This window comes from Streptomyces sp. NPDC053076, assembly GCF_044546845.1.
In the GTDB taxonomy this organism is placed as follows: Bacteria; Actinomycetota; Actinomycetes; order Streptomycetales; family Streptomycetaceae; genus Streptomyces.
Genome location: NZ_JBITZL010000014.1, coordinates 112,020 through 126,782, shown reverse-complemented (window position 1 = coordinate 126,782; position 14,763 = coordinate 112,020). Strand labels below are relative to the sequence as shown.

The following is a 14,763-nucleotide window of genomic DNA, read 5'->3' as shown; positions in this document are numbered from 1 at the left end:
CTCGAGGAAGCCGAAGGTCGGCACGGGTCCTCGGCCGGCTGGCGATGCGCTTCCGCCCGCCCGCGGTCTCCAGCGGGTTGCGGCAAGCGGGTGCGGACTCCTAAGAGATCTGCGTGCATGCAGGCATCAGGCGGCGAGCTTCTTGAGCGTCTCCTGGGCAGTTGCCAGGGACTTCTCCCCCAGCGGCTTGAGCTCCGCCATGGCCGGCACGATCGCGGCCTGGGTCAACTCGGCGTGCACGAAAGTGAGGTTGTCCGCGAGACCGATCGCCTTCAGGATGTGCCGCAGGTACGGCTCCTGGTAGTCCTGGCCCTCGCGCGGGGTCCCCGGAGCGTAGGAGCCGCCGCGCGCGGTCACCACGATGACCGTCTTGCCGCTGAGCGGACCGGAATCGGCCCCCGGGAGGATCGCGTGGGCCGGGCTGACCAGCAGGTCGATCCAGGCTTTGACGCTTGACGGGATCGTGTAGTTGTACATCGGCACGCCGAGCACGATCGTGTCGGCGTCATGCACTTCAGACACCACCGTGTCGACGAGCGCCTTCTCCTCGTCCGTCTGACGGTGATCGCGGCTGGGGTCCAGAACGTACTCGCGCACGGGATGGGTGAGATGAGGGATGGGCTGGGCGGCCAGGTCGCGGTAGACGTAGCCAGCGTCAGGGTGGTTCTGCCGCCACTGGGTCGCGAAATACGAGGTCAGCTGACGCGACGTGGAACCCTCATGGCGGATGCTCGCATCGATGTGAAGAAGAGAAGACACAAAGACCCCTGGAATTTGCTGGGCAGTTCGTCAAGACCGCAGTTGGTCCGCGAAACCGAGAGCTGACCTACACCACACTAGACAGTGCGGTCTTCGCGAGGCATCCCCTGGTCTGGTAGCTCCTGGCCGAAGGCATGAGACCCATGAGGATGGCATGTAGGTCTGGCATCATGCGTAGCTCGACAGGCATTTCCCAGCACCGAGCTTGGTCTGGGCCCGCCGCTGTACTGATGGGCCCCTGGACTACGGCTGGATCGGGCAGCGCATTCCGCGGGAAGTGATCTGCGATGCGCCAGTTTTGAGTAGTTCTTCCGGTTGTCCTTCCCGGTGCGGCGGCGGGTGCGGATCAGGGTGCCGTCGAGCAGGACTACCACTCCGCCGGACCGTGCGATCTTCTTCAGCGCGCGGTCCAGGCGCGGGGCCCGTGTGGCGAGCATGGCGAGTACTCGGCTGCTGGTCGCCGGTGACGTCGCCGAAACGGTCGCCGACATCCGCTGGACCCTTGAACTACTGGCCGGCCGCTTCCGCAAGGTGAGCACACCCTGGAGGCCAAGCAGGAGTTCGTACGGCGCTACAGCGTGGCCTTGGCCGGTGCGGAACCGCTCTTCCGGTTCATGCAACCGCACGCTCGGACGGCCGTAGTGTGCAGTGTCGGTCACCCTCACGGGTGACGTTGAGCACGTCACCCACTCCACCAATGCGTGCGGCAGATCGAGTGCGGCAGGATACGGAACCAATAGGGCTCCTGAGCTGGAGAGTTGAGAGCTAGACACCTCTCTCGACGGCACGGGAGCCCTGCCCGTTGCCTACGCGGTCCCGCCGTCACCCGTCCGGAGGCCACCCTGAAAACCCCCAATATTGGTCCAGTCCCTTGCCAATTCCACACGTGAGGAGATCTGTAGCTTGCAGAATATTTTCTTTAGATGGTAGGCCACAGTATGAGGAGATATGAAAAGGTGTTTAGCCGTCTGGGTGTTGGTCATTCCTTGTGCTACCAATCCAGCCACCTTAGCTTCTGTTTCGGTGAGATTTGCGATCGCTGACGGTGGGGTTGCGTGCCAACGGGATTGGTGGTGCCGAACACCGAGACCCCACAGTCTCTTCTTGATTCGCAAGGCATCGAGTGGGGCTCCCGCCTTGATATAGGCGTCAGCGCTCTGCTCAAATATTCTTATGGCCTGGTCCTGTTGCGACCACTCACGGGCCAAGAACTTTCCGATGTCTTCTATAGTCGAAGCTCGCGCCCAGGGGTGGACCTGCGTCTTCGCAGCGAGCCGGAGATCGACCAAGTTTCGCTCGAATAGACTTTGCGCGTGGAGGGCTGAAGCGGCTAGCGCATGGTGCTGCGGGTTCATTTCAGCCAGTTTCTGAGCTAGCTTCACTGCTTTGTGCGCCGTTGACTTCTGGTCGAATTTCAGCGCCAGCCGCACGATCCAGGGGGCGGCAGCCGACTGCGACAGGAGTACGCTCCTGCTGACCGGGCTGAAGTCAACGAGTTCCTCGATGACTGGTGCGACGCCCTCGGCTCCCCTTTGGGCTTCGCGTATCCGCACGTTTACCCATGCGCACTGTCCCGCCAGCAGGGTGAGACGCCCCATGAATGCGTCGTCGGTTATCATCTGCATGTGTGACGAAGCCGCATTCACTTCTGCACGCCGCAAAGCGATCAATGCCAGGATGAGGTGACTCGCGATACGGATTTCAGAGTCACCCTCGGGTTGCGCAAGCACCTGGTCACTCAGGGCCGCTGCTGCGTCCAGGTCTCCGGCCATGAAAGCCAGGTGTGACCGGGCTAGCGAGAGTCCGGCCGGGGAGATCACCGGGCCGAAGAGACTGCTATTCGGATTCTCTGGATGGTAGAGAAGTTTCGTTACGCGTTTGAATTCTCCTCTCCTTGTCAGCACGAAAGCCAACCACATTCTAGTACGCAGCTCACAGTCGCATGAAGAGTCAGGGGCTGTCTTGGCAGCAGATTCTTCAGCAAGATACAGACTGCGGTCGGACCAGCCATTCAGCCAGAGAGCTATCGACTGTCGGATGAGTTGACATTTTGCGCATGTTCCAGCATTGGGAAATATGTGCGCAGAATCTGCCAGAAATGACCTTGCCGGCATTTAAAATCCTTCCCCCGTTCCTCAGCGATCAGGCTTTCAGGTTCGATTTAAACTTTCAAGCGCCCTTCCCGGCCATCATGGCTTGATGTGATCGCTCTCGACAATGACCTTAAATATTGACTGAGCCGTTTCAAACCTGCCACTCCAGGGTAGGGACGGGGGCGCGGCAATTGACGGCATTCGATTCGAATTGCACCGGGACCTGCGGAAGATCCGCCACGCCTTCAGTCGTGTGACGCCGCCGTCGACCGGCGCCCGTGCCGTGGCCAGGGCTCGGTTGACGGTTTGCTGAATTGGCCTGGCCCTCCTGCACGGCCGTTCCGCCGAGGCGGCCGCCCGCATCGCGCGGCAGGCCGACGACCTGGGGCTGACGACCGAGCGGCGCGGGGGCGTCGAGGAGTGCGTGCGCTACCTCGCGAACAAGGAGCCCTACCTGGGCTACGCGCAGACCCCGGAGCAGGGCTGGCCGATCGCGACCGGGGTGGTGGAGGGCGCATGCCGCCACTTGATCGCGGACCGCTTCGACATCACCGGATCCCGGTGGAGCGTCGAGGGTGCCGAAGCCCTCCTCCTGCTCCGCGCCGTGATCATCAACGGAGACTTCGAGGAATACTGGCTTCACCACATCGAACAAGAACATCTCCGCACTCGGCGGGCCCGCCACGAGGACGGATACGCCCTCACCGCTTGACCGAGCAGGTCACTACGAAAGAGCCGCACCCACCTGAGTTGGCCGGTCGGCCGCAGCCTGCTTCCATCCGACGTCTTGGCCTCCACCGTCGACGACCACAGCGCACACATTGTGGTTGCGGTGTCGACACATCCCGGCCAGCCCAGAACGTCTACTCTCCGATCGATTCGGTGTGGATCAGGTACCCCCAGTCCTTCCACTCGACTACTACGTGGAGTACTTCACCAAGCTCCGGGAGCAGCTCCCCGATGCCAGTTACCGCGGCGAGCACTGCCGTTCACAGACCAGCTGCGCTTGATGTCACAAAGTTGCAGGTCAATGACACCCGAGTAGGGAACCCGAAGATCCACCGCCTCTAGATGTGCACGGCTCAACTAGTGCCAACTGTCCCTCTTTAATGCCAACTAAAATTCTTCGTCACAGAAGGCTAGCGCCGCACCCGCGGCATCCCCAGACCGATCCAGGAGATGATCTCGCGCTGGATCTCGTTGTTGCCGCCGCCGAAGGTGAAGATGACCGCCGAGCGGTAGCCGCGCTCCAGTTCGCCGTGCAGGACGGCACCGGCCGAGCCCTCCTTCAGCGAGCCGGCCGCGGCGACGATCTCCATGAGCCAGGCGTAGGCGTCCCGGCGGGCCTCGGAGCCGTAGACCTTGACCGCCGAGGCGTCCTGCGGGGTGAGCGTGCCCTCCTCGACGGCGGTCACCATCTGCCAGTTGAGGAGCTTCAGCGCGTCGAGCCGGACGTGCGTGCGGGCGAGCAGCCGGCGCACCCAGGGCAGGTCGGCCACCCGGCGGCCGTCGGCGAGCTTCGTCTCCCGTGCCCAGCGCTGTACGTCGTGCAGCGCGCGGATGGCCATGGTGCCGTGGGCGGCGAGGGTGACGCGTTCGTGGTTGAGCTGGTTGGTGATCAGCCGCCAGCCCTGGTTCTCCTCGCCGACACGGCGGGATGCGGGGACGCGCACGTTCTCGTAGTAGCTCGCGGTGGTGTCGTGGGACGCGAGGGTGCGGATGACCGTGCAGGAGTAGCCGGGGTCGGAGGTCGGCACCAGCAGCATGGTGATGCCCTTGTGCGGCGGGGCCTCGGGGTCGGTGCGCACGGCCAGCCACACCCAGTCCGCGGTGTCGCCGTTGGTCGTCCAGATCTTCTGCCCGTTGACGACGTACTCGTCCGCGTCGCGGACCGCCCGGGTCCGCAGCGCGGCGAGGTCGGTGCCGGCGTCGGGCTCGCTGTAGCCGATCGCGAAGTCGATCTCGCCGGAGAGGATGCGGGGCAGGAAGTACGCCTTCTGCTCGTCGGTGCCGTACCGCATGATCGTCGGCCCGACCGTGTTCAGCGCCATCAGCGGCAGCGGTACGCCCGCCTGCGCGGCCTCGTCGAAGAAGATGAACTGTTCCATGGCGGTCATCCCGCGCCCGCCGTACTCCTCGGGCCAGCCGACGCCGAGCCATCCGTCCGTGCCGAGCCTGCGGATGGTGGCGCGGTAGAACCGCTTCTGCGTGGCCGGGTCGGTGTACCGGGCGTAGGCGTTGTCCGGGACCAGATCGGCGAAGTAGGCACGCAGTTCGGTGCGCAGCCGCTGCTGCTCGGGCGTGTGGTCGAGGTGCACGGCGCCTCCAGGCTCCCCAAGGGCGGTCCTGACGGCGCACACCGTAGAACGTGTTGCAGAAATTGGGAATGCCGGGGCGCGGGCGGATTCGGCTCACGCGCTGCCGGGGCGCCGGCGAATTCGGCTCACGCGCCCGGACCGGGGGGTACGAGGCTCACTCGAGCATCTTCAGGAAGTCGGCGCAGGCGTCGGCGCAGGCCCGGCAGGTGGCCGCGGCCGACTCGGCGCCAGGATGCGCGTCGAAGGCGCGGGCGCACTCCAGGCACACCGAGCGGCACCACTCCACGCGGACCCGCATCCCCTCCTCGTCCTGTCGGTTCTCCTCGCCCAGCGCACGGCAGGTGGCGTCGCACACCTCGGCGCACATGATGCCCAGTCGGCGCACCCGCTCCTGGTGCTCGGTGCCGTCCGGGTCGACGAGGCTGGCCCGCACGGCGCAGGCCCGGGCGCACTCCGTGCACGCCTGGGCACAGGTGAAACGGTCCTCCAGGAACCGGTAGAGCTGCTGCTGCGAAGTCGGCGGTGTCACACCCTGCGGGTAGCCGGGGTCGGCGGCCACAAACCACTGCCCTGGGGCCGCCCCAAGCCCGTACCGCGCACCGGGGTGAGCGGTCACCGTGCAGCACCCCTGATGACCCATAGTGTCCGGGTTCGTACCGTTCTGTGCGGGGTATCCCTGTCCTATGAACACCGCATCGATGCAGCTGGCCGAGGCGAGTGGCCTGATGAGCCTCTTCATGTTCGTCGTGGCCGTGGGCGTGCTCGCGCTGCTCGCCGGCGGCTTCTGGATGACCTCCCGCGTCAGGTACCGCGAGTCGGCGCGCCCCCGCCCCGAGGAACAGCCCAAGATGCCGCCGGGCGGACCGGTGCACGAGGTCCGGGAGAGCAACAGGGAAGCCACGGAGGTACCACGGACCGCCAAGGGCGAGCGCCCGCTCACCCCGTACGAGCTGAGCAACATGGACACCCGGCCGGGCACGTCGGAGTCGAAGGACCGCCCGCGCTGGAGCAACGGCTCCAGCGGCTCGTTCGGCGGCGGCGGACTCGGCGCCCACTGAGCCCCTCCCCCGCCCCGCCCACGCCAACCCGGCCCGCGCCGGACCGCCGTACGCCCCTAGGAAACGTTCCGGGCGGCGTCCAGGCGGCCGACGCGGGCCATGTTCTGCCGGTCCTCCGGGTCCTGGCTGGGCTCGGCCGTGAACCAGGCGTCGAGGATCTCCTTCAGCACCGGTTCGGAGACCAGCCGGAGGCTCAGCGCGAGGACGTTGGCGTCGTTCCAGCGGCGCGCGCCGTCCGCCGTGGCCGCGTCCGTGCACAGCGCCGCGCGTACGCCCGGCACCTTGTTCGCCGCGATGGACGCGCCCGTGCCGGTCCAGCAGCACACCACCGCCTGGTCGGCCGCGCCCTCCGCCACCTCACGGGCGGCGGCCGCCGAACAGACCGCCCACTGCGCGTCGGCCCCGGGCCGCAGCGCGCCGTGCTCGCGGACGTCGTGGCCACGGCGCCGCAGCTCCGCCACCAGGAGGCGGGCGACGGGTTCGTCCATGTCGGAGGAGACGGAGATCCGCATGTCCGGAGCGTAACGCCCGTCCGGCGGCGCCGGGACACCCCGCACATGGCGAACGGTGCCGGAGGGCCGTTCTGAGGGGATGCGCCAGGTCAGGCGGACCGGCGGATCAGGGGTGGTCGGGCTGCTGCGCCAGCGGAACCCCGCCGCCCTCTCCGCCGCCCTTGGCGCCCTTGTCCGAGCCGTGCGGACGGTCGCGCCCCGCGCGGTCGGTCGTCTCGCGGGCTCTCAGCTCGCCGCTGTCCTGTGGGGCGGCGCCTCCTTTGTCACTGCGCCGCTGTCCGGGCTGCTCCGGATTCGACATGCGCCGGACTCCCTCCGGGGGTCCCAGGGCGGCACGGGTGACGCACGAATCGCGGCGGGCCGACTCAGGGCACGGCGACGCACGGATGCCTCCGTGGCCCACCCCGTCAACCGCATCGAGCCCAGCGGGCTGTGGGCGGTCGGCTTCTCCTGCTCACCGCGCGGGGCGGGTCAGCGCCCGGTGGAGGTGCTCCAGGGCGTCCAGGAGCACCGAACGGTGGTACCAGCTCAGCCAGACCGCGGTGTCCGAGGCCAGCAGTGCGAGCGCCTCGGCCTGCGCGGCGGTCGGCCGGTGGCCGGCGTCGGTCCAGTGCAGGCTGATCACGCCGGTGCACGAGCCGGCGGAGGAGAGCACCGGGATGCTCTGCAGGGCGCGGGCACCGGTGGTCAGCAGGGCGCACCGGCACTCGTCGGAGAGCAGCGGGTCCGTGGCGACGTCCGGCACGCTCACCTGGCAGCCCCGGGTGCGGGCCGCCGCGTCGGCGGTGCCGTCGCCACGGCCGCGCACGAGATGGTCGAGGAACGCCTCCGCACAGCCGTAGTGCGTCTCCAGCGTCAGGGCGTTCACGGCCGGGTCCACGAGCTGCACGTACCCGGCGGGCGACCGGCCGACGGCCAGCGCCTCGTGCAGGACGGCGTCGATCATCTGCCGCCGGTAGCGGGGGTCCCGGCCACCGCGGGCCAGGATCCGCAGCCGCGGCACGGGCAGGCACCGGCGGCCCGGGAACCACACCTCGCCGCTCGGTGGCCGGGCCACCACCACGGCCGAGACCAGGACGCGCAGCGGCACGTTGAACCGTTGCGACGCCTCGCGCAGCGCCCGGAAGGCACTGCCGGAGTCCGGCAGGCCGTAGCGGACCATGAGCACGCCCTGCGCCATGCCGATCACCGGCGCGGTACGCACCCGGGCACGCAGCGCGCGGACCTCCTTGTGCAGGTCCTCGTACGAGGGCCGCAGCGGATCCGCGATCTGCGACCGCCAGGCGGGCAGCTCCTCCACCCGGGAGGCGGCGCGGGCCAGCTCGCGCAGCGCCTCGTCGAGGGTGGCGTACAGCTGGACGCCGGTCAGGCGGGCCAGGTGCACCGCCTCGCGCACCCCGGGCCGGGCGCGGACGATGATCAGGTCAGGACGTCCGGTGCGGGTACGGGTCGTCTCGCTGAGCGTGCGGAGCACGGCGGCGCCGCCGAGCTGTACGTGGGCCATGTCGAGCACGGGGCGCAGTCCGGCGCGGTCCGCCTGTTCCAGGTGGCCGCGCAGTTCGTCCGACCAGGCCCGGGCGCCGTGGGCGTCGAGGCTGCCGGACATGCGCAGCAGCAGCGCGCCTTCGGCGGGCAGTCCCTCGACGACGGAGGAATCGATGACGAGGGGAGCCGGTGCGGCCGGCCGGCCGGAAGAGGGTCTCATCGCATCACCCAGACAGGACGTCCCGAAGAAGCGGCTCGGCCTCTTCCTGACCTTGGCACCACCATGCACGGTAGGTCCCCTGCCATCAAACGCTCATCCACCGCGCCGGGCGGGGCGACACGTCCGGCAACCGGTCCGACGCCACGCCGGGCGACCGGCCCGACGGCACGTCCGGCAACCGGTCCGACGGCACGCCGGGCGACCGGTCCGGCGACCGGCCCAGTGACACATCCACCACGCCGGGCGGGGCGACACGTCCGGCGACCGCTCCGGTGACACGTCCGACGGCCGCCGGGGCTGTCTCCCGGTTCTCGCCGATCTCGCGGGGCCCGGAGACGGCCTGACGCTGAAGAGAGCGGCCGGCCGGGCTACAAAGCTCCGCATACGCCGGCTCCCTGCCGGGCCGGCCGGGGCCGCCGGTGCGCCGGCCGGGCTAGCCCGCGCCGCCTGGCTGGACCGGGCCGCCGGGCTCCGCGCACGCCGGGCCCCCGGCCGCGAGGGCGAGCAGGGCGGAGTCCAGGCAGGCGTGCACCCGGACTCCCGGCAGACCGGCCGCGGTCAGGTCCTCCCGCACGTGCGGTCTGGGCTGTACGACGGACAGCGCGCGGCCGGAGCGGGCGAGGTCCCCGGTCCCCCGGTCCAGGAGGTCGGCGGCGGGGCAGGCGAGATACACCTCGGTCAGGTCCAGCAGCGGGTGGTCGCCGGCCCCGCCGGTCTCCACGAGGTGCTCGGCGAGGGCCTCGGCGAACCGCCCGGCGTTGCAGGCGTCGACCGTGCCCCGGGCCTTCAGGACGCTGATCCCGCCGAGCCCGGCGCGGTGCTCGCGCACGGTCCGCAGCGACAGGGGGGCCGGGCCGCCGGGACGGACGCGGGCCGGAGCGGACGGCTGACCGATTTCCATGAGGAACGGCCTTCCTGCGCGGGGAGGAAGGATCGGCGGCCGCCTTCTTGACCGGGAGTTCACTGTGCCCTCACCTGGATGCCGGACGCAACGACGCCTTCGGGGCGTGTCGTACCGCCGGGGCAGTCAGCCGACGTACCGCCGCCGTGCGGGTGAGTTCCTGCGGCCCGCTCCAGCGCGGCGAGCCGGCGCTCCAGGTCCCCCCGGGACGGGGTCGCGCCGGCGCAGCACCCACGGCAGCCCCGCGGTGGCGCAGTTCGTCGCGGCGGTTGTGGGTGATCAGGACGACGGTCGTACGGTCGTCGGGGCCGGTCCGGGGCGTCATCGTGCGTCTCCTCCCGGGCGTCCGGCCGCGTCCCGGTCGAGCAGGCGGGCGGCGTGTTCGACGCGCGGGGGCAGCGTCCGGCGGCCGGCGACGGCGGCCGGGAACCGGGCGACGGTCTCCTTGAGGGCGCGCCGCGCGCCGGGGCGGCCGGCCGCGGCGGCCAGCGCGAGACCGGTGCCGGCGCGCAGGGCGACCGGCCAGGGGCGGCGCAGGCAGGTGGTGAGCACGTGGTTGCGCCGGACGAGGAAGGAGCGGCCGCTGCGGCCGTGGCCCTCGGGGTGGTGGCGGGCACGCAGGGTGGGCTCGTAGGCGACGCCCCAGCCGGCGGCGGACAGGTCGTAGGCGAGCAGGGTCTCCTCGCCGCCGAAGAACAGCAGCGGGTGGTAGCCGCCGACATCGAGGAACGCCTCCCGGCGGACCACGCAGGCGCAGCCCAGGAAGCCGAGCACCGGGTGCCCGGGCAGGTCCGGCTCGGTCGGCAGGGGCGAGGCGGCGAGCACGGCGTTGAGGGGGTCCTCCACGGCCTCGTCGCCGACCAGGGTGCGGGCGGCGAGCAGGCCGAGCCGGGGGTGGCCGTCCAGGAGGTCGGCGGCGCGGGTGAGGCTGCCCGGGTCCCACCAGGAGTCGTCGTCGCTGAAGGCGACGTAGGGGGTGCGGGCGTGCCGCACGGCAAGGTTGCGGCCGAGGGCCCCGGTGTTGGCGCCGGGCCGCAGCAGGCGGCTGATCGCCGGGTGCCCGGCCACGGTCCGGCGGGTGGTCTCGTGGCGGGAGTTGTCGACCACGATGACCGGTGGCTGTTCGGGCAGCGCGGCCAGCGCGTCCAGGGTGCGCAGCAGGCTGACGCTGCGGTCGCGGGTGATGACGGCGACGGTGATCCGGGTGTCGCCCGGGGCGGTGGGCCGGCGGACGCGGCCGGCGGCGGGCTCAGTGGACATGGGCCGCCTCCGGTCCGGTCGGCCGTCGGTGGCCGCGGGCGCCCCGCAGGAGCGTCAGACAGGCCGCGGCGACCTCGCCGGTGCGGAGGCGCAACAGCCGGGCGTCGGGGGTGCGGCCGTGCGGGTCGCCGGGTGGGCCCGGTCTCCACAGGGCCAGGTGGTCTGGGCCCGACGGAGGCCCCCACAGGCGCGGGGAGACGGGCCCGAACAGGGTGACGGAGCGGGTGCCGTAGGCCACCGCGAGATGGGCGAGCCCGGTGTCGCCGCTGAGCACCAGGGATGCCTCGGCGACCAGCGCGGACAGTTGCCCGAGCGGCAGGCCGCCGGTCAGCGCGTCGTGGCCGGGCTGTCCGCTGCGTTCGGCGACCGAGCGGACCAGAGCGTCCTCGCCGGGGCCGCCGGTGAGGACGACGTGGTGGCCGGCGGCGCGCAGGCACCGGACGACGGCGGCGAACCGTTCCGCCGGCCAGCGGCGGGAGCCCGAGGCCGCGCCGGGATGCACCACGACCGCGCCCGGGGCCGAGGACGGCGTGGCGGGCCGGGGCAGCCGTAGGTCCCGGGGGTCGGCCGGGATGCCGTAGCCGTGCAGGAAGGCGCACCAGCGGTCCCGTTCGTTGGCGCGGCCGAGCCACGGCGGGCCGTCCGGGCAGGCGTGGGCGAGGAGCCGGCGCGGATGCAGGGCGGCCAGGGCGTCGCGGCTCTCGGGGCCGTTGCCGTGCAGGTCGACAGCCACGTCGGGCGGGGGGCCGGGCCAGTGGCCGAGGTCCGGCACCGCGCGGCCCGGCGCCTCGGCCGCGAGGACGGCGTCGACCGCCCCGGTGGCCAGGGCGAGTTCGGTGAGGCCCGGTGGCTGGGCGAGGACGACCTGGTGGCCGGGGAAGGCCCGGCGGACGCCACGCAGCGCGGGCACGCCGGCCAGCAGATCGCCGAGGCCCAGCGCGCGCAGGACCAGAACACGCGGTGTGCTCGCGGGATGCTCGGTGATCACCGACAGGGTCCTCCGGTGGGTGGGGGGCATAGGGCGTGACCGTGGCGAGCGACGGGTGCCGGCCGGATCCGGAGCGGCACCCGCTCGCCCAGGTCGCTGCGGGTCACTCGCGTCCCGCCCGCGCACCGGAACCGAGGAGCGTGACCGTGGCGAACGGCGGATGCCGGCCGGATCAGGGGCCGCACCCGCCCACCCCGAACCCTGCGAGGCCGATGCACCCTTCGGTGGGGTGCTCGGGTCCCGCCCGCACGCCGGAACCGAGGAGCGTGACCGTGGCGAACGACGGATGCCGGCCGGAACAGGGGCCGCACCCGCCCACCCCGAACCCTGCGAGGCCGGAACACCCTTCGGGTCACTCGCGCCCCGCCCGCGCACCGGAACCGAGGAGCGTGACCGTGGCGAACGGCGGATGCCGGCCGGAACAGGGGCCGCACCCGCCCACCCCGAACCCTGCGAGGCCGGAACACCCTTCGGGTCACTCGCGCCCCGCCCGCACGCCGGAACCGAGGAGCGTGACCGTGGCGAACGGCGGATGCCGGCCGGATCAGGGGCCGCACCCGCCCGCCCCGAACGCGGCGAGGCCGATGCACCCTTCGGGTCACTCGCGCCCCGCCCGCACGCCGGAACCGTGGAGTGTGACCGTGGCGAGCGACGGGTGCCGGCCGGATCAGGGGCCGCACCCGCCCACCCCGAACCCTGCGAGGCCGATGCACCCTTCGGTGGGGCGCTCGGGTCCCGGCCGCGTGCCGGATGCAGGTGGACGGCGCTCGGATCAGGGGCGGCGCCCGGTCGGCCAAGGGGCTGTGGGGTCGGTGCGTCCTGCGGTCGGGTGCTCGCTCTCGGGACGCGTGGGACGGGTGCGGCGGTCATGTCGGCCGTCCCGCGGCCGGTGCGGGGGCCGACGCCGCGCGGCGGGCGAGGCCGGTGGTGGAGCGGCCGTCGAGGTAGGGCAGCAGCAGGACCTGTCCGCCCCAGCTCTCCACCAGGGGCTGTTCGGGCAGCCGGGTCCGGGCGTAGTCGCCGCCCTTGGCCCAGATGTGCGGCCGGAGTTCGCCGAGGATGCGTTCGGGGGTGTCCTCGTCGAAGACGGCGACGGCGTCCACGCACTCCAGGGCGCGCAGCACTCGTACGCGGTCGGCGGCCGGGACGAGAGGGCGGCCGTCTCCCTTGCGGCGGCGCACGGAGTCGTCGGAGTTGACGCAGACGACGAGGCAGTCGCCGGCCCGGCGGGCCGCCTGGAGCAGGGCGACGTGCCCGGCGTGCAGCAGGTCGAAGCAGCCGCCCGCGGCGACGACGGTGCCGCCCGCGGCCCGGACCCGGGCGGCGGTGCGCACGGCGTCCGCGGTCGTGTCGCCGTCGGTGGCGGGCTCGGTGACCGTCTCCGGGTCGTCCGGGACGGCGACCGCGCGGGCGCCGCCCTCGGCGACGTAGCGGGTGGCGGCGTGGACGGCGCCTTGTACGGCGGCCTCGGTGAGGGTCCCGTCGGCGAGCAGACCGGCGGCGGCTGCCGCGAACCGGTCACCGGCGCCGCACGGGTCGCCCGTGGCGGCGGCGGGGGTCGGCACGAGCAGCGGGGTGTCGCCGTGCGAGAGCAGGGCCCCGCGGTCGCCGAGGGTTACCGCGACGGCCCGGGCCTGCCAGGCGCGGACGAGGACCCGGGCGTCCCGGGCGGCGGTACGCAGTCCGGCCGGGTCGCCGCTGTCCTCGTCGTCCAGTTGCCGGGCGAAGGCGCGGGCCTCCTGAGCCGAGGGCGTGGCCAGGCGGACGCCGGGGACCGGGGGCCTGCCGCGTACATGGGGGTCCCAGACGACGGGGGCCGCCGTGCGGGCCAGCGCGTCGCGGAGGACGTCGGCGGTGCCGCGACCGTAGTCGGCGACGAGGACTCCGGAGGCTGACGCGATCGCGGCGACCGCCTCCGGGGTGGCCTCGCGGGCGCGGCCCTCGCCGTCGTCGAGGCGCAGCAGTGGCCGGTCCCCGGCCATGACGCGGGTCTTGCTGCTCAGGGTGCCCTCCAGCGGCACCTCGACCAGGCCGACCCGGTCGGCCAGCAGCTCCCGGAGGGTGTCGCTGGCGGCGTCGGCGCCGAGGGCGGTGACCAGGGTGACGGGGCGTCCGTCGGCGGCCGCGAGGCAGGCGGCGAGGGCCGCGCCGCCGGGGCGGGAGCTGCGCCGGGTGCCGTGGACGACGGGCACGGGCGCGTCGGGTGCCAGCCGCTCGGCCCGGCCGCACAGGTCGTGGTCGAGCAGGGCGTCGCCCACGACGACCAGGGGCGTCCGGGAGGCGGTCATGCGTGTCCCTTCCTGGGCGCGGCGGGCGTGCCGGGCGCGGTCCGGCCGACGGTGCGGGCGCGGCCGACGAGGCGGCCCACGACACCCGTTCTGCCGTCGGCGGCCGGTCTGCCGTCGGCCCGGTGGCCGGCCTCGCCGCGCTCCACGGCCTGGTCGAACGCCTCGCACAGCATGTGCACGGCCACGAGGTGCAGTTCCTGGACGGTGGCGGCGACGGGGGCGTCGACGCACAGCGTCTCGTCCGCGCCGAGCTGGAGCGGGTTGGGGGACCGCCCGGTCAGCGCCCACACGGTCATGCCGCTCCGGTGCGCGCGGTCGGCGGCGGCCAGCAGGTTGGCGCTGGCGCCGCTGGTGGACAGCAGCAGGAGCACGTCTCCGGGGCGGCCGTGGGCGGCGGTCTGGCGGGCGAACACCTCCTGGACGCCGTAGTCGTTGGCGATCGCGGTGGTGGAGGAGGTGTCGGCGTGCAGGGCGACCGCGGAGAACGGCGGGCGGTCGTCGCGGTAGCGGCCGACGAGTTCGGCGGTGAGGTGCTGGGCCTGGGCGGCGCTGCCGCCGTTGCCGGCGACGAGCAGCCGGGCGCCCGAGCCCAGGCGCCGGGCGAGTTCGGTGCCCCAGCGTTCGATGAGCGGTCCGCAGTCGCGGAAGGTCTCCAGGGCCTTCATCAGGCCGTCGCAGTGGGTGGTGTCCGGGACGGTGTTCCCGTGGTTGCCCTGGTCCCTTTGGTTGCCCTGGTCCCCTTGGTTTCCCCGGTCCCCTTGGTTTCCCCGGTTCCTCTGGTCCCCCTGGTTGCCCTGGCTCCCTTGTTTTCTCCGGCTTCCCTGGTTCCCGTGGTTTCCCTGGTTCCCGTGGTTTCCCTGGTTCCCGTGGTTCCCCTGCGT

General features: G+C 72.0%; 14 protein-coding genes and 2 pseudogenes. 3 read left to right on the top strand and 13 right to left on the bottom strand.

Annotated features, from left to right (window positions below; genetic code table 11):
• Nucleotides 1–126 precede the first annotated feature (126 nt).
• Nucleotides 127–759 carry an FMN-dependent NADH-azoreductase gene (locus ACIGYR_RS36875; RefSeq protein WP_399606762.1) on the bottom strand — a complete coding sequence of 211 codons (633 nt, stop codon included), beginning with the start codon at nucleotides 757–759 and terminating at the stop codon, nucleotides 127–129.
• Between the two features lie 450 nt (nucleotides 760–1,209).
• On the opposite strand from ACIGYR_RS36875, the pseudogene ACIGYR_RS36870 reads away from it, so the two are divergent.
• Nucleotides 1,210–1,311: pseudogene (locus ACIGYR_RS36870) on the top strand (metallophosphoesterase); the annotation flags it as partial.
• Between the two features lie 254 nt (nucleotides 1,312–1,565).
• Here ACIGYR_RS36870 and ACIGYR_RS36865 read toward each other — a convergent pair.
• Nucleotides 1,566–2,531, bottom strand: coding sequence for a LuxR C-terminal-related transcriptional regulator (locus tag ACIGYR_RS36865; protein ID WP_399606765.1), 966 nt, complete (start codon nucleotides 2,529–2,531; stop codon nucleotides 1,566–1,568).
• Nucleotides 2,532–3,038: 507 nt separating this feature from the next.
• A pseudogene (locus ACIGYR_RS36860) lies at nucleotides 3,039–3,158 on the bottom strand (IS5/IS1182 family transposase); the annotation flags it as partial.
• Nucleotides 3,159–3,276: 118 nt separating this feature from the next.
• Here ACIGYR_RS36860 and ACIGYR_RS36855 point away from each other — a divergent pair.
• Nucleotides 3,277–3,564, top strand: coding sequence for a hypothetical protein (locus tag ACIGYR_RS36855; RefSeq protein WP_399606768.1), 288 nt, complete (start codon nucleotides 3,277–3,279; stop codon nucleotides 3,562–3,564).
• 427 nt (nucleotides 3,565–3,991) lie between these two features.
• On the opposite strand, the gene ACIGYR_RS36850 is transcribed toward ACIGYR_RS36855, so the two are convergent.
• Nucleotides 3,992–5,170, bottom strand: a complete 1,179-nt coding sequence (locus ACIGYR_RS36850) for an acyl-CoA dehydrogenase family protein (RefSeq protein ID WP_399606770.1) — start codon at nucleotides 5,168–5,170, stop codon at nucleotides 3,992–3,994.
• 154 nt (nucleotides 5,171–5,324) lie between these two features.
• Complete coding sequence (locus ACIGYR_RS36845; protein WP_399606773.1) at nucleotides 5,325–5,699, bottom strand: ferredoxin; 375 nt, start codon at nucleotides 5,697–5,699, stop codon at nucleotides 5,325–5,327.
• 154 nt (nucleotides 5,700–5,853) lie between these two features.
• Between ACIGYR_RS36845 and ACIGYR_RS36840 the strand changes: the two genes are divergently transcribed.
• Nucleotides 5,854–6,228: a DUF6479 family protein gene (locus tag ACIGYR_RS36840; RefSeq protein WP_391844074.1), complete on the top strand. Its 375-nt coding sequence runs from the start codon at nucleotides 5,854–5,856 to the stop codon at nucleotides 6,226–6,228.
• Nucleotides 6,229–6,284: 56 nt separating this feature from the next.
• Here ACIGYR_RS36840 and ACIGYR_RS36835 read toward each other — a convergent pair whose 3' ends face one another.
• From ACIGYR_RS36835 to ACIGYR_RS36800, 8 genes are all read right to left on the bottom strand, one after another.
• Nucleotides 6,285–6,740, bottom strand: coding sequence for an RpiB/LacA/LacB family sugar-phosphate isomerase (locus ACIGYR_RS36835; protein ID WP_391844072.1), 456 nt, complete (start codon nucleotides 6,738–6,740; stop codon nucleotides 6,285–6,287).
• Between the two features lie 106 nt (nucleotides 6,741–6,846).
• A complete protein-coding gene (locus ACIGYR_RS36830) occupies nucleotides 6,847–7,041 on the bottom strand; it encodes a hypothetical protein (protein WP_399606778.1) in 195 nt (64 codons plus the stop codon).
• 153 nt (nucleotides 7,042–7,194) lie between these two features.
• Nucleotides 7,195–8,445, bottom strand: a complete 1,251-nt coding sequence (locus tag ACIGYR_RS36825; protein WP_399606781.1) for an ANTAR domain-containing protein — start codon at nucleotides 8,443–8,445, stop codon at nucleotides 7,195–7,197.
• Between the two features lie 433 nt (nucleotides 8,446–8,878).
• Nucleotides 8,879–9,346, bottom strand: coding sequence for an STAS domain-containing protein (locus ACIGYR_RS36820; RefSeq protein ID WP_399606784.1), 468 nt, complete (start codon nucleotides 9,344–9,346; stop codon nucleotides 8,879–8,881).
• A 321-nt stretch (nucleotides 9,347–9,667) separates the two neighbouring features.
• On the bottom strand, nucleotides 9,668–10,606 hold the full coding sequence (locus ACIGYR_RS36815) for a glycosyltransferase family 2 protein (RefSeq protein WP_399606787.1): 939 nt from the start codon (nucleotides 10,604–10,606) through the stop codon (nucleotides 9,668–9,670).
• Nucleotides 10,596–11,624 carry a glycosyltransferase family 9 protein gene (locus ACIGYR_RS36810; RefSeq protein ID WP_399606790.1) on the bottom strand — a complete coding sequence of 343 codons (1,029 nt, stop codon included), beginning with the start codon at nucleotides 11,622–11,624 and terminating at the stop codon, nucleotides 10,596–10,598. Before ACIGYR_RS36810 ends, ACIGYR_RS36815 begins: the two co-directional genes overlap by 11 nt.
• Before the next feature lie 836 nt (nucleotides 11,625–12,460).
• Entirely contained in the window at nucleotides 12,461–13,882 is a 1,422-nt protein-coding gene (locus ACIGYR_RS36805) for a PfkB family carbohydrate kinase (protein WP_391844062.1), read from the bottom strand.
• The gene (locus ACIGYR_RS36800; RefSeq protein WP_391844060.1) at nucleotides 13,879–14,547 is read right to left on the bottom strand and encodes an SIS domain-containing protein; all 669 of its coding nucleotides are present in this window, start codon (nucleotides 14,545–14,547) and stop codon (nucleotides 13,879–13,881) included. Before ACIGYR_RS36800 ends, ACIGYR_RS36805 begins: the two co-directional genes overlap by 4 nt.
• Between the last annotated feature and the right edge of the window lie 216 nt (nucleotides 14,548–14,763).

Excerpts from the sequence above, each read along its gene's own strand:
- ACIGYR_RS36825 (WP_399606781.1), bottom strand. The coding sequence starts at position 8,445 with ATGAGACCCTCTTCCGGCCGGCCGGCCGCACCGGCTCCCCTCGTCATC.
- ACIGYR_RS36805 (WP_391844062.1), bottom strand. The coding sequence starts at position 13,882 with ATGACCGCCTCCCGGACGCCCCTGGTCGTCGTGGGCGACGCCCTGCTC.
- ACIGYR_RS36810 (WP_399606790.1), bottom strand. The coding sequence starts at position 11,624 with ATGCCCCCCACCCACCGGAGGACCCTGTCGGTGATCACCGAGCATCCC.
- ACIGYR_RS36835 (WP_391844072.1), bottom strand. The coding sequence starts at position 6,740 with ATGCGGATCTCCGTCTCCTCCGACATGGACGAACCCGTCGCCCGCCTC.
- ACIGYR_RS36830 (WP_399606778.1), bottom strand. The coding sequence starts at position 7,041 with ATGTCGAATCCGGAGCAGCCCGGACAGCGGCGCAGTGACAAAGGAGGC.
- ACIGYR_RS36800 (WP_391844060.1), bottom strand. The coding sequence starts at position 14,547 with ATGAAGGCCCTGGAGACCTTCCGCGACTGCGGACCGCTCATCGAACGC.
- ACIGYR_RS36815 (WP_399606787.1), bottom strand. The coding sequence starts at position 10,606 with ATGTCCACTGAGCCCGCCGCCGGCCGCGTCCGCCGGCCCACCGCCCCG.
- ACIGYR_RS36865 (WP_399606765.1), bottom strand. The coding sequence starts at position 2,531 with ATGGCCGGAGACCTGGACGCAGCAGCGGCCCTGAGTGACCAGGTGCTT.
- ACIGYR_RS36820 (WP_399606784.1), bottom strand. The coding sequence starts at position 9,346 with ATGGAAATCGGTCAGCCGTCCGCTCCGGCCCGCGTCCGTCCCGGCGGC.
- ACIGYR_RS36840 (WP_391844074.1), top strand. The coding sequence starts at position 5,854 with ATGAACACCGCATCGATGCAGCTGGCCGAGGCGAGTGGCCTGATGAGC.